This is a genomic window from Thiorhodospira sibirica ATCC 700588 (assembly GCF_000227725.2).
Lineage (GTDB): Bacteria > Pseudomonadota > Gammaproteobacteria > Ectothiorhodospirales > Ectothiorhodospiraceae > Thiorhodospira > Thiorhodospira sibirica.
In genome coordinates this window covers 1,342,747-1,368,334 of the sequence record NZ_MU255056.1, presented here as the reverse complement: position 1 = coordinate 1,368,334, position 25,588 = coordinate 1,342,747, and the positions used below count along the sequence as shown (strand labels likewise).

General features: G+C 57.6%; 18 protein-coding genes, 1 tRNA gene and 1 pseudogene. 6 read left to right on the top strand and 14 right to left on the bottom strand.

Annotated elements, in window-relative coordinates; genetic code table 11:
• Positions 1-111 precede the first annotated feature (111 nt).
• Genes rep through recD form a run of 3 tightly spaced genes read left to right on the top strand, consistent with a single transcriptional unit; the run spans position 112 to position 4,824 of the window.
• Positions 112-2,196: a DNA helicase Rep gene (gene rep / locus THISIDRAFT_RS06490; RefSeq protein WP_083824607.1), complete on the top strand. Its 2,085-nt coding sequence runs from the start codon at positions 112-114 to the stop codon at positions 2,194-2,196.
• Between the two features lie 17 nt (positions 2,197-2,213).
• Positions 2,214-2,801 carry a glycerol-3-phosphate 1-O-acyltransferase PlsY gene (gene plsY, locus THISIDRAFT_RS06485; protein WP_040852272.1) on the top strand — a complete coding sequence of 196 codons (588 nt, stop codon included), beginning with the start codon at positions 2,214-2,216 and terminating at the stop codon, positions 2,799-2,801.
• Between the two features lie 10 nt (positions 2,802-2,811).
• A complete protein-coding gene (recD, locus tag THISIDRAFT_RS06480) occupies positions 2,812-4,824 on the top strand; it encodes an exodeoxyribonuclease V subunit alpha (RefSeq protein WP_006787428.1) in 2,013 nt (670 codons plus the stop codon).
• A 41-nt stretch (positions 4,825-4,865) separates the two neighbouring features.
• On the opposite strand, the gene THISIDRAFT_RS06475 is transcribed toward recD, so the two are convergent.
• The 10 genes from THISIDRAFT_RS06475 to THISIDRAFT_RS06430 all read right to left on the bottom strand — a co-directional run bounded on the left by THISIDRAFT_RS06475 (position 4,866) and on the right by THISIDRAFT_RS06430 (position 18,459).
• On the bottom strand, positions 4,866-5,393 hold the full coding sequence (locus THISIDRAFT_RS06475) for a chemotaxis protein CheW (protein WP_006787427.1): 528 nt from the start codon (positions 5,391-5,393) through the stop codon (positions 4,866-4,868).
• Positions 5,394-5,408: 15 nt separating this feature from the next.
• Positions 5,409-7,745 carry a chemotaxis protein CheA gene (locus THISIDRAFT_RS06470; protein WP_040852247.1) on the bottom strand — a complete coding sequence of 779 codons (2,337 nt, stop codon included), beginning with the start codon at positions 7,743-7,745 and terminating at the stop codon, positions 5,409-5,411.
• 70 nt (positions 7,746-7,815) lie between these two features.
• Complete coding sequence (locus THISIDRAFT_RS06465) at positions 7,816-8,178, bottom strand: response regulator (protein WP_006787425.1); 363 nt, start codon at positions 8,176-8,178, stop codon at positions 7,816-7,818.
• A gap of 43 nt (positions 8,179-8,221) precedes the next feature.
• Positions 8,222-8,530, bottom strand: coding sequence for an STAS domain-containing protein (locus tag THISIDRAFT_RS06460; protein WP_006787424.1), 309 nt, complete (start codon positions 8,528-8,530; stop codon positions 8,222-8,224).
• Positions 8,511-10,697: a methyl-accepting chemotaxis protein gene (locus tag THISIDRAFT_RS14765; protein ID WP_006787423.1), complete on the bottom strand. Its 2,187-nt coding sequence runs from the start codon at positions 10,695-10,697 to the stop codon at positions 8,511-8,513. Before THISIDRAFT_RS14765 ends, THISIDRAFT_RS06460 begins: the two co-directional genes overlap by 20 nt.
• 312 nt (positions 10,698-11,009) lie before the next feature.
• Positions 11,010-12,599 carry a methyl-accepting chemotaxis protein gene (locus THISIDRAFT_RS06450; protein ID WP_006787422.1) on the bottom strand — a complete coding sequence of 530 codons (1,590 nt, stop codon included), beginning with the start codon at positions 12,597-12,599 and terminating at the stop codon, positions 11,010-11,012.
• 209 nt (positions 12,600-12,808) lie between these two features.
• Positions 12,809-13,450 (bottom strand): 1-acyl-sn-glycerol-3-phosphate acyltransferase, encoded by a 642-nt coding sequence (locus THISIDRAFT_RS06445; RefSeq protein WP_040852245.1) that lies wholly within the window; start codon positions 13,448-13,450, stop codon positions 12,809-12,811.
• Between the two features lie 438 nt (positions 13,451-13,888).
• Positions 13,889-16,807 carry a bifunctional diguanylate cyclase/phosphodiesterase gene (locus THISIDRAFT_RS06440; RefSeq protein ID WP_050984885.1) on the bottom strand — a complete coding sequence of 973 codons (2,919 nt, stop codon included), beginning with the start codon at positions 16,805-16,807 and terminating at the stop codon, positions 13,889-13,891.
• On the bottom strand, positions 16,808-18,040 hold the full coding sequence (locus THISIDRAFT_RS06435; RefSeq protein WP_006787419.1) for a TonB-dependent receptor: 1,233 nt from the start codon (positions 18,038-18,040) through the stop codon (positions 16,808-16,810). It lies immediately after the preceding gene.
• Entirely contained in the window at positions 18,037-18,459 is a 423-nt protein-coding gene (locus THISIDRAFT_RS06430; protein ID WP_006787418.1) for a type 2 periplasmic-binding domain-containing protein, read from the bottom strand. Before THISIDRAFT_RS06430 ends, THISIDRAFT_RS06435 begins: the two co-directional genes overlap by 4 nt.
• 854 nt (positions 18,460-19,313) lie before the next feature.
• Here THISIDRAFT_RS06430 and THISIDRAFT_RS06425 point away from each other — a divergent pair.
• Together THISIDRAFT_RS06425 and THISIDRAFT_RS06420 are read left to right on the top strand one after the other, a co-directional pair.
• The gene (locus tag THISIDRAFT_RS06425) at positions 19,314-19,970 is read left to right on the top strand and encodes a histidinol-phosphatase (RefSeq protein ID WP_006787417.1); all 657 of its coding nucleotides are present in this window, start codon (positions 19,314-19,316) and stop codon (positions 19,968-19,970) included.
• A 9-nt stretch (positions 19,971-19,979) separates the two neighbouring features.
• Positions 19,980-20,513, top strand: a complete 534-nt coding sequence (locus THISIDRAFT_RS06420) for an FKBP-type peptidyl-prolyl cis-trans isomerase (protein ID WP_006787416.1) — start codon at positions 19,980-19,982, stop codon at positions 20,511-20,513.
• Here the strand turns inward: THISIDRAFT_RS06420 and THISIDRAFT_RS06415 are convergent.
• The 3 genes from THISIDRAFT_RS06415 to THISIDRAFT_RS06405 all read right to left on the bottom strand — a co-directional run bounded on the left by THISIDRAFT_RS06415 (position 20,510) and on the right by THISIDRAFT_RS06405 (position 22,920).
• The gene (locus THISIDRAFT_RS06415) at positions 20,510-21,703 is read right to left on the bottom strand and encodes an O-succinylhomoserine sulfhydrylase (protein WP_006787415.1); all 1,194 of its coding nucleotides are present in this window, start codon (positions 21,701-21,703) and stop codon (positions 20,510-20,512) included. The genes THISIDRAFT_RS06420 and THISIDRAFT_RS06415 overlap by 4 nt on opposite strands.
• 75 nt (positions 21,704-21,778) lie before the next feature.
• Positions 21,779-21,855, bottom strand: a tRNA-Arg gene (locus tag THISIDRAFT_RS06410).
• 165 nt (positions 21,856-22,020) lie between these two features.
• Positions 22,021-22,920: a transglutaminase family protein gene (locus THISIDRAFT_RS06405; protein WP_006787414.1), complete on the bottom strand. Its 900-nt coding sequence runs from the start codon at positions 22,918-22,920 to the stop codon at positions 22,021-22,023.
• Between the two features lie 145 nt (positions 22,921-23,065).
• Here THISIDRAFT_RS06405 and THISIDRAFT_RS06400 point away from each other — a divergent pair, with 145 nt between their 5' ends.
• A complete protein-coding gene (locus tag THISIDRAFT_RS06400) occupies positions 23,066-24,685 on the top strand; it encodes a bifunctional GNAT family N-acetyltransferase/carbon-nitrogen hydrolase family protein (RefSeq protein WP_006787413.1) in 1,620 nt (539 codons plus the stop codon).
• Positions 24,686-24,755: 70 nt separating this feature from the next.
• Here the strand turns inward: THISIDRAFT_RS06400 and THISIDRAFT_RS14760 are convergent.
• A pseudogene (locus THISIDRAFT_RS14760) lies at positions 24,756-25,588 on the bottom strand (ATP-binding protein); the annotation flags it as partial.

The following is a 25,588-nucleotide window of genomic DNA, read 5'->3' as shown; positions in this document are numbered from 1 at the left end:
TTTGGGATCTTGCCGGGCTTTTTCGGCTAAAGGCTTGATTTGGCACTGGCAAGACGTGATTTGTATGTTGCTTGGATCGGGCATATTATAGCCGCCGAAAAGACACGGCGTATGTACCGTGTTCACGCATGGCATGACCCAGAGGATAGACATATTAACGCAAAATCACCGCCCTTGAATCCACAGCAGCAGGCCGCTGTGGAGTATACCGACGGGCCGTTATTGGTGCTGGCCGGGGCCGGGAGTGGTAAAACCCGGGTAATCACCCACAAAATGGCGCACCTGATCCGCCGCCACGGCGTTGATCCCAAACACATTGTCGCCATAACCTTTACCAACAAGGCCGCCCGGGAGATGAAATCGCGGGCCACCGCCTTGTTACAGGGCAAAGAGAGCCGAGGGCTGACGGTTTCTACCTTTCATCGCCTGGGCCTGGATTTTATCCGCCGCGAACACCGCGTGCTGGGCTTTAAAAGCCATTTTTCGATTTTTGACAGTGCCGACAGTCTGGCACTGTTAAAAGAGCTAACCCATCGCAGTGATGCCGATACCGCCGCCGTTGAAGCCGCACGCCATCAGATCAGCCAGTGGAAAAACGACCTGATCACCATTGAACAGGCCCATCAGAGCGCCGAAGATGAGCAGCAACGCAGCTGGGCACAGCTGTATGCCGCCTACCAGCGTGCCCTCAAAGCCTACAACGCGGTGGACTTTGATGACCTGATTGTGCATCCGGTGCGCCTGTTGCAGGACAATCCCGAGGTGCGCGAATACTGGCAGAATCGCACCCGCCATCTGCTGGTGGACGAATATCAGGACACCAACGCCTGCCAGTATCAGCTGGTGCGTTTGCTCACCGGGGTGTGCGGTTCGCTGACTGCGGTGGGCGATGATGATCAGTCGATCTATGCCTGGCGCGGCGCCCGTCCGGAAAACCTGGTGCGCCTGCGTGAAGATTTTCCGCGTCTGAACCTGATCAAGCTGGAGCAAAATTACCGCTCAACCGATCGCATCCTGCAAACCGCCAACCATTTGATCGCCAACAATCCGCACGTCTTTGAAAAACGGCTGTGGAGCAGCCTGGGGCACGGCGAACGGATTCGGGTCTTAAGCTGCGAGGATGGCGACCGTGAGGCCGCCCGGATCGTCGGTGAGATCATGAAACACCGTTTCAAACACGCCGCTCAGTATCGCGATTATGCGATTTTATACCGGGGCAACCATCAGGCGCGGGTGTTTGAGCGGCTGTTGCGCGAACAGAGCATCCCCTACAAAGTCAGCGGCGGGCAATCGTTTTTTGAGCGCGCCGAGGTCAAGGATGTGGTGTCCTATCTGCGCCTGCTGGCCAACCCCGATGACGATGCCGCGTTTTTGCGCATCGTCAATGTGCCGCGCCGCGAGATTGGCCCCTCAACCCTGGAAAAGCTGGGGGAATATGCCATCGAACGACATATCAGCCTGTATACCGCCTGCTTTGAATATGGCCTGAGTGAACGCCTGTCCGCCAAGGCGCTGACCCGCCTGCACAGCTTTGCCGAGTGGATCGGCGCCTATACCCGCCGGGCGCTGGAAGAAAACCCGGCCACGGTGGCCCGCGAATTGATCGCAGACATTGATTATGAAAGCTGGCTTTTGGAGCAATCGCGTGACCCCAAGGCCGCCGCCAAGCGCATGAATAATGTGCAAGAAGTGCTGAACTGGATGGCGCGCCTGGCCAAAGACGATCTGGAACAGGGCAAAAACATCAGCGATATTGTCGCCCACATGACTTTGATGGATATTCTGGATCGGGCCGAGGACGACAAGCAAAGCGACGGGGTGCAGTTGATGACCTTACATGCCGCCAAGGGGCTGGAATTTCCGCATGTGTTTTTGGTGGGCATGGAAGAACAATTACTGCCGCACCGCACCAGCCTTGAGGAAAATGGTCTGGAAGAAGAACGGCGGCTGGCCTATGTGGGGATTACCCGCGCCCAGCAGACGCTCACACTGAGCTTTGCCAAACGGCGCAGCCGGGGGGGAGAGCTGGTGGAATGTGAACCCTCGCGCTTTTTGCAGGAGTTGCCACCCGAGCACCTGGACTGGCCGGATTTGCGCCCACCTGATCCCCAAGAGTCGCGTTTGACCGCCAAGGCGCATATTGCCAAGATGAAAAGTATTTTAAGCAATCCTGTTTTGAAGGAAGGTGTGTCGTGATTGAGGTGCTATTTGCGATGAGTTGGGTGCTGGCCGCCTATCTGATAGGCTCGATTTCCAGCGCGATTCTCACCTGCCGCCTGATGGGCCTGCAAGACCCGCGCTCCCTGGGTTCCGGCAATCCGGGGGCCACCAATGTGCTGCGCAGTGGCAGCAAAAAAGCAGCCATCATTACCTTGCTGGGAGATGTGCTCAAAGGTCTGGCGCCGGTATTGCTGGCACAGCTTGCCGGCATATCGGGTCTGTGGTTGGCGCTGGTCGCGCTGGCCGCCTTTTTAGGCCATCTGTTCCCGCTGTATCACGGCTTCAAGGGTGGCAAAGGTGTGGCCACCGCGCTGGGGGTGTTGCTAGCACTGCATTGGCTGACGGGTCTGCTGGTGTTGCTGACCTGGCTGCTCAGTGCCGCACTCACCCGTTATTCCTCACTGTCAGCGCTGCTGGCGGCCTTGTTAGCCCCGCTGTATGTCTATCTGACCACCCATGACCCGTGGCTCACCGGCACCGCTGTCATCATGAGCGTCTTGGTATTTATCCGCCATCGGCGCAATATCGCCAATCTGTTGGCCGGGACCGAGCCGCGCATTGGCAAAAAGGCCTCATCCTGAAAGGGGGGCCATGCGCGTGGCAACATCGGCCCTAAGCTGTCCTACAACACTGCTGGCGTTGCTGTCTGCCTGGGTCAGGCAAGGCTGGCTGCGTCCGCTGGATCTGGCGGTGGCGCGCTTTTTCCATGAACAAAGCCCCGCGACACCGCCGCTGGCATTACTCGCCATAGCACTGGCCAGCGAACAGCTCGGACGCGGGCGCACCTATCTGGATCTGGCGGCAGCGGTGGCCCAGCCCCAGCGCCTCTTTGCGCAAATGCTGGTCGAGCAAGCCGAGGAGGCGACGGCCCAGGATCTCATCACTCCTGCCGATCTTGTTGCGCCGCTAAGCCAAGCACAGTGGCATGAGGCCCTGCAACAGGCCCCGGAGCTGTTTGCCGGTGATGCTGACCTCAGCCCCTTCGTGCTTGCCGGCGAGCGCCTTTATTTACGCCGGTACTGGCAGTATGAACGCCAGATTGACACCGCCCTTAGCCAGCGTTTGCGATGCCCCGGCCCAGCCGTCCCCACAGAAGTGATCCGCGCACGTCTAACTCAGCTCTTTGCCCAGCCCGCCGCTGCCATCGCCGCGCCCTCACCCGACTGGCAGAAAATCGCCTGTGCGCTGGCCTTGCGTCAAGGTTTTTGCATGATTACCGGCGGGCCGGGAACCGGCAAAACCACCACCGTCGTGCGTCTGCTGGCGGTATTGCAATGGCTGGCTTTGTATCCGCCAGATGGCCCTGGGCAGGCGCTGCGTATTGCCTTGGCCGCGCCCACCGGCAAAGCCGCCGCCCGTCTGGGTGAGGCCATCATGAGCGCCCTGAGCGACTTACCCCTCACGGAGGATGCCGAAGGCCAGGCGGTTCGCCAGGCCATCCCTGTGCGGGCGGCCACCCTGCATCGCCTGCTCGGCAGCCGTCCGGATAGCCGCCAGATGCGCTACGATGCCCAACGCAAGCTGGCGCTGGATGTGCTGGTCATTGATGAGGCCTCAATGGTGGACAGCGAAATGATGGCCAAAACGCTCAGCGCCCTGCCGGATCATGCGCGGCTGATTCTCTTGGGAGATCCCGACCAACTGCCCTCCGTGGAGGCCGGTGCAGTATTTAATACCCTCTGCCAGCAGATCGGCGAGGGAAGCTATGGGTCTGAGCTGACCACCTGGCTGGAGCAGGCCAGCGGTGAGGAATTACCGGAAACGGGTGACGCTGTAGATCACGCGGCCCCCTTTTGCGAACAGCGTGTGCATTTGCGCCACAGCTATCGCTTCACCGCCCACAGCGGCATTGCTCAACTCAGCCGCCTGGTACGCAGCGCATCACTCGACATCGCCAAAGTGCAGCGCCTGTGCGCCGATCCGAATACCGAGGATCTGAATTATCTGGCGCTGAGTGATGCGCAGGATCTGCGCGGGCTGGGCTGGATCATCAACGGCCCGCACAAGACCGCCCTGGGGTATAGGGCCTATCTGCAAGGGATGCATGAAACCAAACCCCGTAGCGCCGATGATACAGCGATACAGGCGTGGGCGCAGGGCGTCTTACAGGCCTATCAGCAATTTCAGCTGCTGTGCAGCACCCACTGGGGAAGTCTGGGCACGCGACACCTGAATCAGCGCATCCCGCAGGCTCTCGCTCAACTGGGGCTGATCCCGCAGGCACAGGGCTGGTATCCCGGACGACCGGTGATGGTCACCCGCAACGACTATCACCTAAACCTCATGAACGGCGATGTCGGCATCACCCTCAGCCTGCCAGATAGCGGGACTAGCGACACCAGCACCGCCCGCAGCGGCTTGCACGTCGCCTTCATGACCCAGACCGCCGACGGCGAAACCACCGTGCGCCTCATCCCCCCGCGCCAACTCCCCCCCGTCGAAAGTGCCTACGCCCTGACCGTCCATAAAGCACAAGGCTCCGAATACACCCACGTCGCCCTGTGCCTATCCACCCAAGCCCCCTTGGAAACCTTGCCGCCGGGGCTGTTATACACCGCCATCACCCGCGCCAAACGCCATTTCAGCCTGATCGTTGCGCCATAAAGCACCCGCTGCAGCAGCGCACACCCGTACGGCACACACCTTCAGGCATTGCTGGATAATATTTCCGTCAGTGCTTCCATGTTGAGCAGTCGGTCAATGTCCAGAAGAATCACCATTTTGTCATCTACGGTGGCCAGACCTTGCACGAAACGGGCGTCAACGTTGCTGCCCATTTCCGGCGGGGCCTGGCATTCAATGCTTTTGAATTTGTACACATCGGAGACGGCATCAACGACAATGCCCATCACCCGTCCCTGGCGTTCGGTTTGCACGCGCACGACAATGACCACGGTGGTTGGGCCGTAGTCCAGATGCTCCAGATGGAAGCGCTCGCGCAGATCGACAATCGGGACGATGGTGCCGCGCAGGTTGATGACCCCTTTAAGATAGGAGGGTGCGTTGGGAATGGGTGTGGTCTTGCTCCAGCCGCGAATTTCTTCCACGCGCAGGATGTCAATGCCGTATTCTTCCCCGGCCAGGATGAAGGTCAGAAACTGATCGCCATCGCCACTGGCCAGCAGCAGATCGTTTTCCAGATGTTCGGCGTGTGCCTGTTGTCCCATGGTCATAGGTAAATCCCCCGCTTAGGCCGCTTCGGTGTGTGCCGTGGCGGCATCTTTTTGTTGATGGTGACGCTCGGAATGCTGGCGACCCAGCACAATCAATCCGGCGACATCAAGAATCAGGGCCACCGAGCCATCACCCAGGATGGTCGCACCGGATAGCCCTTCGACCCGGCGGTAGTTGGTTTCCAGCGCTTTGATCACCACCTGTTGCTGACCCAGCAGGTCATCAACCACCAGGGCCGCTTTTTGTCCTTCGGTTTCCACCACCACCAGCAGCGCCTCATGCAGCTTGGCACGGGTGCCGGGAACGCCGAGCAGTTCATTGAGAAATAAAATCGGGATGTATTCATCGCGCAGGCGATACATCAGATTATGTTCGGCCACGGATTTCACCAGATTGGCGCGCACCTGCAGCGACTCGACAATGGACACCAGCGGCACGATGTAGGTCTCGCCGCCGACCTGTAATAATTGGCCGTCGAGAATCGCCAAGGTCAGCGGCAGGCGAATACTGAAGGTGCTGCCCTTGCCGGGTGCGGTGCGCACCTCAACGCTGCCGCCCAGGGACTTGATATTGCGGCGCACCACGTCCATCCCCACGCCGCGCCCGGAGACATCGCTGACCTGATCAGCGGTGGAAAATCCGGGGGCAAACACCAGATCAAAGATCTGTTCATCACTGAGGTGCTGATCCGCAGCAACCACGCCCTTCTCTACGGCTTTTTTCAGAATTTTGTCGCGATTGAGGCCCCAGCCGTCGTCACTGATCTCAATCATGATATTGCCGCCTTTGTGGTAGGCGTTGAGATGCACCACGCCGACGGGCGACTTACCCGCTTGACTGCGCGCCTCCGGCGGCTCAATGCCATGATCCACCGCATTGCGCACCAGATGTACCAGCGGATCGCCGATTTTTTCCATGACCGTCTTGTCCAGCTCGGTTTGCTCACCAGACAGGCGCAGCTCCACCTGCTTGCCCAGTTGCGCGCTTAAATCATGCACCATCCGGGGAAAGCGGTTGAAGGCAAAGCTGATCGGCAACATGCGAATGCTCATCACGTTTTCCTGCAATTCGCGGGTGTTACGTTCCAGTTGGGTCAGCCCTTCAAAGAGCTTTTCCAGACAGGCATCATTTTCCTGATTTTGCATCTTCTCGCCGATCTGGCTGAGCATGGACTGGGTAATCACCAGCTCGCCCACCAGATTGATCAGGGCGTCAATCTTGTCGGTATTGACACGAATCGAGCCGGATTCCCCGCCGCCTCTGCGCTCTGTGCTACGGGCCTGCCCTAAATCCGGCTTGGGAGTATCCGCAGGAGGGCGCTTTGCCGAGGAGGCGACATGCTCAGGGGCAGTCGGCGTATCCGCTGCGGTTTCAGCTGTTTCCGCCACAGGGGTAGCCCGCGTGTCGGCGGGCTTTGGCGCGGGTATCTCATCTTGAGTAGGGCCATCATCCGATACCGTGTCGGGATGCACATCGGCCACGCCCGTATCTTCAGGCGCATCAAGGCGCTCTTCTGCCGATGCAGCAGGCTCCGCCAATGCGTCCACGGTGTCTGCAGAAGGGACGGCGGCAAGGGCTTCGATGACCAGCTCGCATTCATCCTCAACCCACTCAAATAATTCCCTGACCTTGGCTTCAGGGGCCTCGGTTTTGAGCACCAACTGCCACGACAGCAGGCATTCCTCCGGTTCCAGCGCATCCAGTGGCACTAATTGATCCAGTTCACAGTGTGCGCTCAGCTCACCGAGATCAGCCAGGGCGTTAAAAATGCGCAGCGGGTCATTACCCGTGCGCAAGATGCCATGTTCTGGCACGAAATGAATGCGAAATCCGGTGACTGCTCCAGGAGCAGGGCTTGCTTCTGCCTCCGGCTCCGGCGCTGCTTCTGCCGCGTTGCTGACGGCAACCGCTGTGGCAACCGCCGCCGGCGCTACCGGTGCAGGCGCGGCTTTATCCGCACTCGCCGGCCCCTGCAGCAGCTCATCAATGCTCTCGCGCACCCGGTCGATATGCTGGGCATTTAGAGAAACCCCGTCGCGTGAGGCAATCAGCAGATCCCGGATGCAGTCATTGGCCTCCAATAACAGCTTGACCAGCTCCGGGTTGACGCTGCGCTTGTGGGCGCGCATTTGATCAAGCAGCGTCTCAACGCCGTGGGCAAATTCGGCAACCTCACGAAAGCCGAAGGTTCCAGCCCCGCCTTTGATGGAATGGATGGCCCTGAAGATGGTATTGATCGTCTCGGTATCCGCATCATCTTTCAGGCCCAGCAGCTGGGACTCCATGATTTCAAGTCCCTCAAAGCTTTCCTCAAGGAAGCTTTGCACGAATTGGTTAATATCAATATTCACGCCGTTCACCCCGCCGCAGTGGCGTTGAGAGTTGCTGTGCGCATACGCGCCTTCAGTCACCGGTTGGGAGCTAACCCAGCACCCGTTTGACCGTTGCCAGCAATTGATCCGGGTTAAAGGGCTTGACCAGCCAGCCGGTGGCGCCGGCAGCCTTACCCTGTTGTTTTTTATCGTCTCCGGACTCGGTGGTGAGCATGAGGATTGGGGTAAATTTATAGGCTGGCAACTTGCGCAGCTCTTTCACCAAGGTAATCCCGTCCATCACCGGCATATTCACATCCGAGAGCACTAAATCCACCTGCGTCGCCTTGGCTTTTTGCAGGGCATCTTGACCATCTACGGCCTCAACGACCTGATAGCCTGCCTGTTTAAGGGTAAATACCACCATTTGACGCAATGAGGTGGAATCATCGACTGCAAGAATCTTGGCCACGGTTGCTCCTTACAAATAAATAAATCGTGTTCAGTACGTTCAATCAGGATGGCGCATCCGCAATCATCACGGGCGCCAGCAGATCAGCAAGCCCTAATCGGCTTGCCGCATCCTGCAACACTGGTGCAGGTGAGTCAATGATCAGACTAAGCTGACGCCGTTGCGCTTCTTGCACCAGCGCCACCAATAACTGCAAACCTGCGGTATCCACCCGCACCACCTCATTGGCTAACAGATGAATCTCCGTTTGCCCGAGGGCCATCATTAAATCGGCGCGCAACTCATTGACCTGGGTAATATCCAGCACCTCAGGCAACACCAGTTGATGCGCGTTAGAATTCGGTCCACTCATCATCATCCTCCAGCGTATGCTTGGCAGGGGCAGCTTTGGCTACCGGTTTAGACGTGGGGGCCGCCTTGGGGGCCGGGGGTTTGGCGGCAACTGCAGGCGCTTTGGCTTTGACCGCAGGCACCGAGGTTTTGGCAGCAGGTTTTGCGGCGCCGGGCCTGCTCACCGTGGGCGCTTTGCTGTGGGCGGATGCGCCGCTGCCTGATGTTGCCTTGGCTTGCGTCAGGCTGGGTGCGGCGGTTGCCGTATGCTGCCCGGTCTCTAGCTTAAAGAACTCCATGGTTTCGCGCAATTTGGCCGACTGATCTGCCAGCGAACGGCTGGCGGAGGCCGCTTCTTCCACCAGCGCTGCATTTTGCTGGGTCACGGTATCCATCTGCATCACCGCCTTATTGACCTGCTCAACCCCAGTGGCCTGTTCCTGACTGGCGGCGGCAATCTCGGAGACAATATCGGTGACTTTCTTAACCGCCTGCACAATCTCTTCCAGACGGGTGCCAGACTCATTCACCAGATCCGAACCTTGCTCCACCTTGGCCACGCTATCTTGAATCAATTTCTTGATCTCTTTGGCGGCCTCAGCACTGCGCTGGGCCAGATTGCGCACCTCACCGGCGACCACCGCAAAACCGCGTCCCTGTTCACCGGCCCGCGCAGCCTCCACGGCAGCATTCAAGGCGAGCAAATTGGTCTGGAAGGCAATTTCATCAATCACGCTGATAATATCGGCAATCTTGCTGCTAGAGTGATTGATTTCTGTCATGGCGGCGACGGTATTAGCCACCACCTGCCCACCCTGTTCAGCCGTATCGCGGGCGCGAAGGGCCAGCTGATTGGCTTGCTGGGCATTATCGGCATTCTGCTTGACCGTTGCCGTCATCTGCTCCATGCTGGACGCGGTTTCTTCAAGGCTGGAAGCCTGCTCTTCGGTGCGCTGGCTCAGATCGGCATTGCCCGCCGAGATCTCACCTGCCGCGCTATACACCATTTCCGAGGCCGAGCGCACCTCACTGACAATGCGCCGCAAATTGTCCTGCATCAAGACCAATGCCTCCATCAGCTGGCCGATTTCATCGCGACTGTCGGCGCTGATCTGCATATTCAAATCCCCCTCGGCGATCTGTTTCAGACCCGTCACCGCATGACTCACCGGTACCGTAATCAGGCGCGTGATAAAGAAGGCCGCCAGAATTCCCAACAAAATCGCCACCAGCGCCGAGATAGCCATAATCACCTCGGCGCGAATCCCTTCACTGTGCATACGCTCCTGTTGCAGGGCAGCCACCCGGTTGGCCTCAACGAGTAAATCACGGGCAATTTCAATCATTTGCTGTTCAGCGGCGGCTTTTTCATCCTCCAGGCGGGTAAAGCGTATAAAGCTCTCCTCATAGCGTCCCAGCATCGCATGGACCTCATTGAGGGTGGCGATATAGGAGGCATCACGCTGGCGGGATTTCAGCGCGTCCAGGGTATTGCGCATCTCAGCAAGTTCCATGCGAAAATCCTGGATGGCTGAGGCGCTCGGACGCAGGGCATAGTTCTTTTCATCAACCTGCGCACTCAACAGCAAACGCATCAGGCGATTGGTTTCGGTACGGTTGGCGTTGAGCTGCTCAAAATCCAGCGGCTCGGCATGAGCACTGGCAAAGACATCGGCCTCGCTACGCTGGGTGTTGCGCGACTGCTCCCAGGCACTGAAGCGTTGCCGCTCAATTTGCAGCAGGGATTCAACCATCGCCTCCATCGCCCGACTCTGATCTTGCATCTCTGTACCGGCGGCATTTTGCCGCTCTACCGCATTCACATAGCTTTGAAAAGCGGTGAAATAGCTCTGCGCATAGCGTACCACCTGGTCCATGGCGGCCTGATCGGCGGGGTCATAAAAACGCTCCCGTGCCTCGGTGGCTGTGGCAATCACCCCATCAGCGCGCTGCTTGACCTCATCAATGTAGCGTGCCTCGCCACGGATGATGAAATTCTTCTCATGCTGGCGCGCCTCCAGGGTCAAAAACCCCAGTTGCGCGATGCGGTCCTCGGTTTGCGCCCGATACAAAAGTTTTTCAATGCCGCTATAACCGATCACGGCGATAATCGCGGTTAAGACCAGCACCAGACCAAAACCCAAACCCAGTTTTAGCCCCAATTTTAAATGCTTGAACATGCTTAACATGACCCAATCCCCTTAGCGTATGCAAGCTGTTAGGCTTGAATGTATAGAAGCTACGTTAACTTAATGCGATTTAAAGCAAAAGTTATGCCTAAAGATCAAGGACGGGCGGTGGGCGCTGTTTCATGCAGCCGCTGGCAAGATCTGGCCAAAGTGCGTCGCTGGGTTAGCGTAGATTGAAGTGATGTCGTCAGCGCGTGTTGCGTATAAGCCCTGCGGTGGCGACATCTGTGCAGATCGCGCCACCCCGTACACCCGCGCCGTGCGGGCGGTTCTTCTAAAGAACGGCAAGGGCTTGCCGCCGTGGTGCGGTGACTACAGTTTGAACTGGCGTACCATATCCGACAGGCTCACCGCCATCTGTTGCAAATGCTCGCCGCTTTGCTGGAGGGACTCGGCAATTTGGGTGTTCTTCAGGCCGACATCATTGAGATTGGTGATATTGCGGTTGATTTCCTCAGCCACCGCCGCCTGCTCTTCAACCGCTGAGGCGACCTGCAAGGCAATATCGTTGATATTTTGCACATCGTGGCCGATTGAGTGGATATTTTCGCCAATCAGGGTCGATTTTTGCGCGACCTCGCTGGCGGTTTCCTGGCTGCCTTCCATCGCGTGTACCGCCTTCTCCGTGGCCTCTTGTAACTTACCCACCATGGTGCCGATTTCCTTGGAATACTCCTGGGTGCGTTGCGATAATTGACGCACCTCATCGGCCACCACCGCAAAACCTCGCCCTGCCTCACCGGCCCGCGCCGCCTCAATCGCCGCATTCAGCGCCAGCAAATTGGTCTGATCGGAAATGCCCTTCACCTGCTCCAAAATATTGGCGATTTGCGCGCTGTATTGTGTCAAATTTTTGATCACCTCAGCGGTCTGGCTGATATCCTGAGCCAGACCCTGAATCTGGCGCAAAATGGACTCCACATCACGCGAGGACTGCTCCACATTTTGCACCGCCGAACTGGCGGCATTCGAGGTATCACTGGTATTGCGCGCCACCTCATGAATGGTGGTCGTCATCTCATTCATCGCCGTGGCAACCATCTCGGTTTCTGCCTGCTGATGCTCCACCTCACGCGCCATCTCGCCGGTATGCCGGGCATTTTTCTGGGCATAGCCATCCACCTCCTTGGCATATTCACCCAAACGCCCCAAGGCGGTACGATTGCGCGCCTTGAGCACTCGGGTCTCAAACTCCAGTTGCCCGAATTCATCCAGACTGCCGGTAAACACCTGCTGCATCAGGGGATTATGGATAAATTGCCGCGATTGTCGGCAAAATGCACGGATATTGCGGGTAAACAAACTGCTCATCAGCCCGATCGCGGGGAGTCCTATGCCCAACAACAACAGACTGGGCCACAGCGGCTGAGAAAGCCACGCCAAAATCCCCACAAACATCCCCCAGCTGATCAATAACGCCACCAGCAACCCGATAAACAGGCGCTGTGTCACGCTCCAGCGATGCGGGTCATACCATGCCAAGATGTTGGTCTTGCCCTGCGACAGCGCCTGATACATCTGCTCGGCGCGTTTCACGTCTTCAGGGCGCGGTTTGACCCGCACCGACTGATAGCCCACCAAACGGCGGCCTTCATACAAGGGACTGACAAAAGCCTCCACCCAGTAGTGATCGCCGTTTTTAGCGCGGTTTTTAATCACCCCCACCCAGATTTTCTCTGCTTTCAAGCTTTTCCATAAATCCTCAAAGACCGCCGGGGGCACATCAGGGTGACGTACCATGTTATGTGCATGGCCAATCAGCTCTTCTTGGGTAAATCCAGAAATGGCAATAAAGGCATCATTGGCACTTTTGATAATCCCTTTGGTATCGGTCATTGAAACCAACACCTGATCCTCACCAAAGGAAATATCCCTTTGGGTGACGGGCAGATTTTTTTTCATCTAAGTTTCACCGTGACAGCAAGAGCAGCATGGATGTATAGGGATGGTCATGCACAAACCACAATACGCAGCGAAGCGTTGCACTGTTCGCCCAAGGCATGGATAAAGCAAAAAGCGCGCCGGAATCCCGAAACGTATACGCGAACCCTTGCTTGATAATGAACTGCTTTACCGTTCAGCGCAATCATTTAACCATGCCCGGCGATACCCTACTTAGCCCTGCCTTGCCACAGCCGGTCAATCCAGCCCATGCGCTCATGCAGGCCCTGCGCCCCCGCAACCCAGCAGGTATAGCCCGGCGGCATCTGTTCGGGGTCACTGTGCGCAATGCTCTGCTCAATCTGCGCTAACTCATGGTTAATCGCCGCCACGATCTGCTCGGCAGAGGCCGTAGCAGGTAGCACCGGCCCCAGCGAAATAAAGGCCTCCGGATGTTGGGCACCGCGCACCACCACCCGCAGCGCCAAAGGCTGAATGGGCACTTGCGCCTTGCGCGCCAAAAAGGCACTCCCAGGGCGAATCTCACGCACCACACCGGGCGGACATAATTTCCCTTCCGCAAAAATGACCACGCTCTCGCCATGCTTGAGGCGGTGAATCGCCTGGCGCACCTCGCGATCACTAAACACCCCCATGGGCCGAAAAAAGCGAAAGCGATCAAGCTGCGCCGCCCGCATAATCAGTCCCATCCGCGCCTGCAGCCGCTCACGCAATAACCACACCAGATAGCCATCCCACCAACTGTGATGATTCGCCGTCAGCAGCGCCGTAGCCGCCAGTGCCTGACCATCCGTGCGCAGATAAACCGCATGCAAACCCCGCCGCAGACTGCGCTGTATCAGCCAGGGCATCACCCCCGCAATCCTGCGTATTAACCAATTGCTCATCAGTTTCTCCGCGAGAAACCCCGGCCTTGATGCCGGGGAGGGATAGCAGCTACGACCTCGCAGCCGCCGAAAATAAGTGCAGACCATCCACCTGCCGGACCGTGAGGCTCTGCCCGTAAGGGCCTGGTGACGGACAACGCCTCACGGCGTGGTCGCTCCCCCGCCAATGTGTGTACTGTACAACCGGCTAGCCCCTGCCTGCGCCGCGTGTGTCGCAGCAGGCAGGTTCGACGCTTTACCTAACGCCTGCATGATCCTGACCCTCCTGCCTTTAGGCCAGGGCAGTTGACGGCTTTTTCGGGTGTTGGGTGGGGGGCATTATCATCCCATACTGGCGGCCAAGCTTATGGAACTCTCCATAGATTTTATAAATCAATAACTTGGATGAAATGTCAGCAGAACCTAAGCACCCTCCGGGTTTTTCCAGGAAGTGCCTTGCTGCACCAGGGTATCTGCCTTGGCGGCGTTGACCGGTGGCGAGAAGACATAGCCCTGTCCCCCTTGGCAATGCATCTTGCGCAAGACCTCGACCTGCCACCAGGATTCGACACATTCGGCCACCACCGTTTTGCCCAGTTTATGGGTCATGGTGATGATGGCGTTGATCATGCCGGTGTCGTGAATATTTTTATCCATGCGCCGGATAAATGAGCCGTCGATCTTGACCACATCAAAGGGCAGGGTATGCAGCTGGCTTAGGGAGGAGTAGCCGGTACCAAAATCATCCATACATAGACCCAGCCCCATGTCCTTGATCTGTTCCAAGATGGCCAGGGCATGATCCGGGTCATCAATCACCGCGCTTTCCGTGAGTTCAATCTTGATCCATTCTGGCGGCAACTGGTGTGTTTGTAAGGCCTTGCGCAACTCCGGCAGCAGTCCGGCATCTTTGATCTGGCGTCCGGAGACGTTGATGTTAATCGGTAAGGGGCGCCCTTCGAGCTGCTGATGATACCAGGCGGCGGCCTTGGCTATCGCCTCGTTGATGATCCAGCGGCCCAGGGGGATGATCAGGCCAGTCTCCTCGGCCAGTGGAATGAAATCGGCCGGAGAAACAATCTGGTCATTGGCTTTTTGCCAGCGAATCAGGGCCTCAAAGCCGGTTAGCTGGCCGCTCTCCAAGGCCACAATCGGCTGATAAAACAGACTGAATTCCTCACGCTCAATGGCATAACGCAGCGCGGTTTCCAGGGTGATGCGATGCATGGCGCTGGTGTGCATGCTTTCCTGAAAGAGGATCAGCCCGCCTTTGCTTTTGGCCTTGGCGTGATACATCGCAGTATCGGCATTGCGCAGCAATTCCGCCGGACGGATGTCGTGATCTGCGCCAATGACAATGCCCACGCTGAAACTGGTGAACACCTCATAGCCCGAGACGGTGATCGGTAGGGTAAAAGCGGCGCGAATCCGCAACACCAGCGGCTCGGCCTGTTCCAGGGTGCGCGCCTCATCCAGCAAAATGCTGAATTCATCCCCGCCCAGACGGGCCAGACTGTCCCCGGTGCGCAGGCAGCTGTGCAGACGGTTGGCGACCTCCACCAGCACCTGATCGCCAAAATGATGCCCAAAGCCGTCGTTGATGGTTTTAAAATTATCCAGATCCAGCAGCAACACTGCAAAACCACTGCCAGGATTACGCTGCAGACGGTAAATGGCCTGTTCCAGCCGATCCAGAAACAGATTGCGGTTGGGCAGACCGGTTAATAAATCGTGCAAGGCATCATGGCTCAGCTGCTCCTCAATGCGTCGCCGCTGGGTGATGTCGGAAATAGACCCCGCTAGCCGGTAGGCATAGCCCGAGGCATTGCGCACGGCCATCGCCCGACACAATACCCAGCGATAGGCGCCATCGGTGTGGCGCAGGCGGTGTTCATTTTCCAGCCAGGGCGTGGCGCCTTCCAGGTGATGCTGCAAATCCCGCTGCAACTTTTCCAGATCCTCGTTATGCACGCAATCCAGCCAGTGATCCGGTGAATCTTCATGGCTGACATCGGCATAGCCGAGAATGTTCTGCCAGCGCGGCGAGAAAAACACCCGATCCGTGGTCAAATTCCAGTCCCAGATGCCATCATTGGCCCCGGCGACGGCCAGCTCGTAGCGTTCACGCTCCACCGACAGCTCCTGCATCTTTTGCGCCAGCGAGCAGGTGTATTGCTGAATATTCTGCTCCAGGCTTTCCAGACGCTCGGTCAGTGTCAGCGTGGTGTGTTCCAGGGTATCCAGCTCATCCGGCCAATGATGCGGCGTCAGCGCGAGGGTATCGCGTACCTCGCCAAAGCGCTGCTCTGCCAGCCCAGGCAGCACCGCCGCCACCCGACTCAGACGTGACAAGGAAGAATGCGCCAGCCCGAACAGCAATACTTGCAACAGCCCAAAGGCCCCAAGTCCCAGCAAAATATTGCGATAAAATGAACGGGAGATATGCTGCAGCGCCTCGCCGACATCGGTGATGATCAAGGCGCAAATCGCGCCCTGGGAAGGGAGCTGAATCAAGGGTTGGACGATGATTTCATAGTGCTGCTGCTGATGGGACAGCTGCCAGCGATGCGGTGCCAATGGCTTTGGTTGCTGGGTCTGAAAGGCCTTGAGCAGAGGCAAGACGCGGGCGGCGCCGGTGATGCCGATCACCTCACGGGGACACAGCGCAGGATGTTGCACCGTGATGGCCTCATCATCCCCCGAAGGCGGGGCCAGCAGGACAATATCGGCCTGTGCAATCTGCTGAAAATCCTGCACCAGGGTAAACAGGGGACGCCCCATCACCAGCGCCCCGCGCGTCTCCCCCTCGGAAAGCACCGGCACCGCACTGAGCAACAGGCATTCAGGCCGACAGTCCACAAAATTACGTGGCAATTCAGAATCCAGCACCTGCGCCACCGCGCGCTCAATGCTCTCAAGGGGCAGCGGTTGCGAGGCCAGGGTATGCCAGCTGGCCAGGGTTTTCCCGCTGGCATTGGCAAATAAGGCCAGGGCAATGTCGCTATCTAGCTGCAAACTCGCCCAATGCGGTGCAAACAGGGCATGCAGGGCATCCGTATCTTCTTGCTCCAGCGTCTCACGCAGGCCACTGAGCGCCGGAATCAACTGCGCCAGATTCAATAAATTATTCTGCGAAAGATCCACCAGCCCAGTCAGCGCCAGCTGCACATGCTGTTGCGTACTGGCGCGCTGCATCGCATAGCTTTGTTTGAGGTTTTGGTGATTGAAGTGGATATAGAATAAAAACAAGCCACTGAAAAACGCGCCAAATAACCAAAAGGCTTTCCATTTCAGACTGATCAAGTGGGGTTTGCGGTCTTGCTGAAAAAGAGGAGGCATCATCTAAAAACTATACGACAGTTGTACGGCAAAAAGACCCCAGTTGGCTTTGCCGCGCTCAGTGGAAAACTGCGGATTATCCTGCCACGGGGTCAGCGCCGTACCCTCAATATCATGCCATTCCGTGCGCAGCAACCACTGCGGCTGGAAGCGCCAGCCTAGCCCCACGACATGATGGCGCTGAAAAAAGGCATGTTCAGGCGCAGGCCGTCCCAGCAAGGCGCTGGCCTGCGCCTGGGCTTTACCACTGCGGTCACGGCGATCCATCCAGTGGATATCATGGCGGATAAAAGCCTCCCAGCCGGGATGAAAACGGTAGCTCCCCTGAAGATAATAACCGTTTTGGTGGTTAATCCGGTTCGGCAAAGGGCCAAAGTCCTGCGCCGCCAGACGCCGGTATACGCCCTCCCCGGTCAGCGTGAAGCGTTCGCGGTTCCATTCGCCGCTGAGAATCAAGACATCCAGATCAATGCGCCCATCGGCAATAAAATCCCCCGCCTGCGGATGATAACGATTGCGCACCTGCACACCCGTCGCGCCCAGGCGTATCTGCCCGCCGCCCCATTCATACAGTGCTCGCACCGCCTGGCCTGAATCCATGCGCAGGGAGCCGTTGACCGGCATGTCCAGAAGAAAAGCATCGCGGGTCTGTGCAGACAGGCGCGTGGGCACCGCCAGCCCGCCTTCTATTTGCAGCGCGTGATTGCTGGCCCCAAACCAGTGCGCATAAGCCAGCGCACCATCGGCGGAGAGAAAAAAATCACGCAGCGCCAGCCCTTCCAGATACACCGATTGTGGCACCATGATGCCCGGACGGGTAATGGCCACATCACGGGTGTCGTTGTATAAGCCGACCGGTAATTTAACCCGCCCCAGACGGATTCCGGCAAAGCCGTTCATGGTGGAATGATAGCGATAATCCAGCAAGGCATAGTCCAGACGCGGCGTGCCATCGTCCATCTCCCCAGCACGCCGGCTGATGACCTGCACCGAACCGCTAAGCTGCGGATGAAAACGATGGTGTACATTGGCCCCGATTTCTGTCAGGCCAAAACTGCCCTGGGTGCTGTTGCCATAAAAATTATGGTGTTCGGATTGAATAAAGGCCTGACTGACAAAACCATTGAGCTGGGTATCCGGGCCGAGAAACTCGATACCGCTCGCCGTGATGGGATAGGCGATCAGTGCCAGCCAAAAGACCAGCTGCCGTCCCTTGTACGCCACGAACACGCTCATGGCAGCAATTCCACGACGCGAATGCCGGCATACTCATTCACACTGGATACATAGCCAATCGCTCCCGGCGTTTGCGCTACCCGTTGCAGCATCTCTTCTTCCGAGCGCACCACAATCGGCGCGCGCCCCGTGCCGGAAAACACGCCGCGATCCCAGGAACGCTGTAATTGATACGGAAAAACCCCCAAAACATTTTTACTGAATTCATCATGCACGGGATGACCACTGTGCAGCACAAACACCGTCAACGGGATGCGGGGCTCCAGATTTTGCAAACGCATACTGAAGATGGCACGCAGGCTGTCACGCGAGATAGTCCATTGCGTCGTCTCATAGTGCATGATCACCACCTGCGCATGCACGCTGCTAAACAGGCTGGCCCAAAGCCAAAACAGTGGGGGAAGTAATGCAGGAAGCATCCACCGGCAGACGCTTGCAAAAACCGCGCGGCGAGGTGGACGGTGTCTGTGCTGCGAGGATAACGGCTGATCCATCGGCATTTGGTTTAAGTCACTTGGGCCGGATTGGTAGAGCAGGCTCTCCGGTCTTTTATCAATTTGCGGGAAACCCACCCCAAAGGATAGCAGGTGAACATTGGCAACGTATTAACACACGATCAAAAGACGGCCTATCGCGGAGCGTTTACGGCAGTGAACCCACCCATGCGCCCTGGGACTCACATCTTTCGTCTGCTCCTAAAAACCTAAGCAAAGTTGCTTATGCGATTTTTAGGCACTTCGCTCTCCGTTGATAACACCCTTGCGGGCGAGCAACTGGAGTCCTGGTTGAGCAGTCCCAACCGAATGGCCGGTCAACACCGGCAACATGGGCGGTTTCAGCCGTCGAAACCCAGCTTGCGCCATAAAAGTGGCCTCGGCGTTCATCCTGAACAGAGAACAACTTTGCGATTCGACTTCGACCCCGACCATAGAACGCGAAACCTTCGCGCTTGTAGATAACCTATCTACAATGGAGAATTCTGATACACAATGAAGAAAAATCAAGAACTTTTTTTTGCTCTGACAGGCGTCAGCTAAGGCCCACTCGACCGCAGGTTCCAGGAACGTGGCCAGTATAGCGGCGCCATGCAAATCCCCGCAAGGGGATTCCCGCGCCGTCCAGTCTATCCTACTTGCGCGGGATAATCATAATTTGCATGCCTTGACGCTTGGCGTATTCCACGATGGCGTTACTGTCATTGCCCTGTAAAGACTTACACTCTAAACTGCCCACTTTTGCATTGATGATGCATGGTTAAAGGAGATTTTTAGGCGTGGCCTTGGCGATTTTCGATTTAGATAACACCTTGATCGGTGGAGATAGCGACCATGAATGGGGGCGCTTTCTGATACAGCAGGGCATTGTCGATGCCTCAGTCTATGAGGCCGCAAATGAACGCTTTTATCAGCAATATCGAGAAGGTACGCTGGACATTGCGGAGTTTTGCCGCTTCAGTTTTGCGGTGTTGGCTGCGCATGAGTTGCCTACCTTATTAGCCTGGCGGGCGCGTTTTGTGCAAAAACACATCGAGCCTTTGCTTTTACCCGCAGCGGATGATTTATTGGCGCAACATCGGGCGCGGGGTGATACCTTGTTGATTATCACCGCGACCAACCGCTTTGTCACCGAGCCGATTGCGGCCAAACTGGGCGTCGATCATCTGCTGGCCACCGAGCCAGAGATTAAAGACGGGCGCTATACCGGTGAGCTGGATGGGATTCCCTGTTTTCAGCACGGCAAGGTGCAGCGCCTGCAGCAGTGGCTGGCACAACATCCGGCGCATGATCTGCGGGGCAGCTGGTTTTATAGCGATTCGCACAATGATCTGCCCCTGCTCTCTGAGGTGGCGCATCCCGTTGTGGTGGATGCGGATCCAACCTTGTTAGCACACGCCCAGCACATGGGCTGGCGCACGCTGTCGCTGCGCTAAGAGACCAACATGCTGCGTGTCATTGGATTGAGTTTGCTGGCTTTGCTGCTGGTGGTGATATTGCTGAATCGCTGCGGCCCGGATTCCCAGGCGGTGCAGGATCGCTTGCTGCTGGCGGAGCTTAATCGCGAGGCGGGCGAGCAATTTCGTGATCAACAGGCCCGGCGGGAAGGCGTGCTCACCCTGCCCAGCGGTTTGCAATTGGAGCTGCTTCAGGTCGGTGAGGGGCAGATTCCCGCTGAGGATACGATGGTGCGGGTGCATTATCGCGGCTTTCATCTGGATGGGCGCGAGTTTGAAAACTCTTACCGGCGCGGCGAGGCCGCCACCGTGCCGGTGCGTATGACCATTCCCGGCTGGCGCGAGGCGCTGATGATGATGCCGGAAGGCTCTATCGTGCGCCTGGTCTTGCCCTATTGGCTGGCCTATGGCGAGGCTGGGGCGGGAAAAACCATTGGTCCGGCGGAAACGCTGGTATTTGAGCTGGAATTATTAAATATCGAAGCCCCGCCGCAGCCGGTGCCGGCGGTGTCTGACTTCTAAACCCGCAGACCCCGCGCCAGATCGGCCTGAATATCGGCAATATCCTCAAGCCCTACGGCAATGCGAATCAACCCCTCGCGAATGCCTTGCTGCTCGCGCTGTTCGGGCTTTAGGCGTCCATGCGTGGTGGTGGCTGGATGGGTAATGGTGGTCTTGGCATCGCCCAGATTGGCGGTGATGGACAATAGCCGTGTGGCATCAATGACCCGCCAGGCGGCCTCGCGTCCGCCGTCCACTTCAAAGGCGAGAATGCCGCCGAAGTGGCGTTGTTGCCGGGCGGCCAGGGCATGTTGGGGGTGGGAGGGCAGGCCCGGATAGTGAACCCGCAACACGCCGGGCTGCTGTTCCAGCCACTGCGCCAGTTGCAGGGCCGATTCGCTATGTGCCCGCATCCGCAGCTTCAAGGTCTCCAGTCCTTTGAGAAATACCCACGCATTGAAGGGGCTCATGGTCGGCCCGGCGGTGCGCAAAAAGCCAAACACCTCCTTGCCCACCAGCGCCTCACTGCCCAGTACCGCCCCCCCCACACACCGCCCCTGACCGTCCAGATATTTGGTCGCTGAATGCACCACGATATCGGCGCCTAATTCCAAGGGGCGCATCAAGGCCGGGGTACAAAAACAGTTATCCACCACCAGCAGGCAATCATGTCGATGCGCCAGAGCGGCTAACGCCTGCAGATCGACCAGCTCGGTGAGCGGGTTGGAGGGCGTTTCCGCAAATAAAAAGCGGGTGTTCGGGCGAATCGCCGCTTCCCAGGCATCCAGATCATGCAACGGCACATGGCTGACCTGAATCCCAAAGCGCGTCAGATAGTTATCAAACAGTGCCGTGGTCGAACCAAAGACCGAGCGCGAGGCCAGAACATGCTCACCCGCCTTGAGCAGCGCCAGACACACCGACAAAATGGCCGACATCCCCGAGGCTGTTGCCACACAGGCCTGCGCCCCCTCCAGGGCTGCCAGGCGTTCCTGAAAGGTGCGCACCGTGGGATTGGTAAAGCGGCTGTAGATGTTGCCCTCCTCCGTTCCCGCAAAACGGGCGGCAGCCTGGGCGGCATTGGCAAAGACAAAGCTTGAGGTGGTGAAAATCGGCTCGGCGTGTTCCATCTCGCCAAAACGGCGCTGCCCGGAGCGCACTGCCAGGGTTGCAAAGGCGTAATCATCAGGATGGGTATCAGTGTCAGTCATGGGCTGCGGGGGTAAAAGGTTGATCGATCTGATCCACGGCGCGTCAGCGGTGCTTGAGCCGGGCGATGAAATGTGTGGTGCCCCGACCACGATTCGAACGTGGGACCTTCCCCTTAGGAGGGGGACGCTCTATCCATCTGAGCTACCGGGGCAGGGCGCATGCCCTTGATGATAGCAAAGAATCCACACCCTGCCCAGACGCATTCCTACCGTCCAGATGCTGCTTCCCGCTTCGATTAAGCATGATTGATGGCGCGCCGAGTTTCACCTGACCCATCGGCACAAAGCCTGCTCGAAGGGCCAGGCATCGCCACGTTTTAGCGTGTCGGTAGGGTCGATGGCGCAGTTTCGCGGATGACATCAACCGAGACACTGAGCTGGTGTTCGCCGCCACCAAAGACCACGCCTTTGAGCGGGGTGACATCGCTGTAATCCCGCCCCCAGGCCAAGGTCAGATGCGAAGATCCGGGGCTGAGATTATTGGTCGGATCAAAATCCAGCCAGCCGGCGGCCGGATCAAGCACGGCAAACCAGGCATGTGAGGCATCGGCCCCTTGTAGCCGGGTCTGACCAGGGGGCGGGAGCGTTTCCAGATAGCCACTGACATAGCGCGCCGCCAGCCCCAGGGCGCGCAGGCATCCGATGGCCAGATGGGCGAAGTCTTGACACACGCCGCGCTGATGCGCCAGTACCTCACTGAGCGGGGTGCTGACGGTGGTAAAGCCCGGCGTGTATTGAAACTGCGTATAAATGCCTTCCATCAAGGCGCTTACCGCTGTGTATAAATCGCGTCCGGGCGGGAAAAAGCCTTGAACATAGTCGCGCAAGGCGGACAGCGGCGGGATTAGCGGTGAGGGATAGCAGAATTGATGTGCCAGTGGCCACTGTGCGTCGAGCTCATGGCGCTGTTTCAGCACCGCCTGTTCCCACGGCGCCTGCCCCCATGCAGACGGGTTTTCATGGGTGATGCGTTCAAGCGTGGCTTCAACGACCAGCTCCAAACGGCTGTGCGTCTGTTCAATGGTGACAAAGCTCACCGGATTACCGAAAAAATCATGACGATCCTGGCGGTAGCGGGGAGCAGGCTGGATATGCAGTGCGCTATGTAGACAGCGTTGCCCGGCATGGCTGCGCGGCATCAGATGCAATTCGTTATGGCATAACGATACCGGCGTACTGTAGTGATATGTGGTCAGATGGCGGACGTGATAGCGCATGGCGAATGGTTTTGGGATTTTAAGCCGCAAGGATAAAACCACACGGGCTGCGCAGCAAGCGTGGCATGTTGCTATACTTTGTGCAAATCCATCCGTCAACCCATCGCCCGATCCTGTATCTAACCGCTTGCGTCGAAGGATTATTGTGAATTCAACCAACCCTGCTTCATCGTCAAAGACCAATTCTGCCTCAGAACAACCCCACGCCCTGAGTCATCCGCGCAGCCGTCTGGAGGTGCGCAATGCCACCCATGCCGATGTGCCCGCGTTGATGGCATTGACTGCCCGGGCCTATCAGGGAACCGGGATGCACGGCTATACCGAGGGCAATCTCAATGGCCAGATCAATCATTTTCCGGAAGGTCAATTTGTCGCCACGGTGGATAAGCGCATTGTCGGCTACTGCGCTACATTCCGAATCACGGAGGATTTGATCGACAGGCCGCATAGCTGGAATGAGATCACCGGCAATGGTTACGCCAGCCGCCATGATCCCAATGGCGAATGGTTATATGGCATGGAGGTCTGTGTCGATCCTGAGCTGCGTGGCTATCGCATCGGCCAGCGCCTGTATAACGAACGCAAGCGCCTGTGTCAGTCGCTGGGCCTCAAAGGCATTGTCTTTGCCGGCCGTCTGCCGACGCTGGCGCGACGCATCAAGCGTTATCCCAGCGCGCAAGCCTATGTGGAGCAGATTCAGCAAAAAAAGGAACGTGACCCGGTATTGTCGTTTCAGTTGCGCAATGGCTTTGAGATTCAGGGGATTATCCCGGACTATCTGCCCGCCGATCGCGAATCTCTGGGCTACGGGGTGCATCTGCGCTGGTACAACCCCAAGCTCCCACAAAAAGAAGATCAAAGCAAAACCAAGCGCTATGGCGGGCGCCTGACGGATACCATCCGCGTGGGCACGGTGCAATATATGCAGCGGCGGGTGCGCACTTTTGAGGAATTTTTGGGGATTGTGGAATATTTTGTCGATGTGGTGGCCGATTATCGCGGGGATTTTGTGGTATTTCCCGAGATGTTCACCCTGCAACTGCTCTCCATTGAAGATCAGCAGCTCTCCCCGGCGCAATCCATCGAGGCTTTGACCAAATATACTCCGCGCTTTCGTGAGGCGCTGCGCGATATGGCTTTGCGCTATAACATCAATATCATCGGCGGCTCGCATCCTACGCGTATGCCCAACGGGCGCGTGGAAAATATCGCCCATATCTTCCTGCGCGACGGCAGTGTGCATGAGCAGCCTAAAATCCACCCGACCCCCAATGAGGTCTACTGGTGGAACATTGAAGGCGGCAGCACCTTAAGCGCGATTGATACCGACTGTGGGCCGATTGGGGTCTTGATCTGCTATGACTCGGAATTTCCGGAGCTGACCCGCCATCTGGCAGATCAGGGGATTCATATCCTGTTTGTGCCTTTTTGCACCGATGAACGCCAGTCGTATTTACGGGTGCGCTATTGCTGTCAGGCGCGGGCGGTGGAAAATCAGTTTTATGTGGTGATGTCTGGCAATGTCGGCAATCTGCCCAATGTCTCAAATATGGACATTCAATACGCACAAAGCTGCATCCTTACTCCCTGTGACTTCCCCTTCGCCCGCGATGGCGTCGCCGCAGACACCACGCCGAATGTCGAAACCGTCGCAATTGCCGATTTACGCCCCGAAACGCTGATGATGGCGCGCAGCAGTGGCACCGTGCAAAACCTGCGCGACCGCCGCCACGACCTGTACCAGGTCAAATGGATGGGTAAATAGTCGTCATGCATTTTTTAAAAGCAACCATCAATAAGGCCAAGCAGCGCGCTCCCGGGAAGTGTTCCCAAATTCACGCCCGCACCACCTGCACAGCCCGCCCCTGCGGGCTGGTATGGGTTTCACAGGAGGTGCGGGTTTCAATGGCGGGCTGATCTGAGCGGCGATCAAAAATCACCAGCCAGCCGCTGTCCAGGCCCAAGCCCGAGAGATACCCATCCAGTTGTTCCAAGCCTTCCATCAAAGGATCAGGGCGGGTATCGCGCCAGACTTTAAGCTCAATGCCTAAGGTCACATCCCCATAGCGCAGACACAAATCCATCCGCCCTGAGCCAATGGCATATTCGCGCTCCAAACTCCCACCGCCATTGACCACCCGATGCAAAAAGGCCATCAACACCAGATGGGGGGCGATTTCATGATAGGGCGCGCTTTTCAACATCGGTTCACCGTGTTGTCGCCAGAAACTGAGAAAAGCCGCCAGCAGTTTTTCTGGGTTAAGGCTGTGATCGCTGTTCAGCCAGCTGGGCTGGATTTGCGGCAGTCCAGCTTCCGGCGTAAATGCCAGCGCCCGTGGCAACACTTCCCGATAAATCGGGTTGGCCACATTCATGCCCCCGCTACGATCCCGGCGCAACAAGCCTAAATCCAGCAGATACTGGATATCATCTTCGGGGACGTTGCCCAACGCCGTTCCCGCCAGCATCGGCTCAATCACCCGGCGCACCCTGGGTTCCTGGAGTTTATGCGCCAGTTGATCCAAATGGGTCACCCGTTCCACAATCATGGCCTCCTTGGCCTGCTCAATCCGTTCCACGGTGATGGGCTGTGCGCGATCCCGCCCGGCACGAATCTTAAAGGTGGCCCGATAGGCCAGAGCATTGACCAGCCACGGCTGGCCTTGGG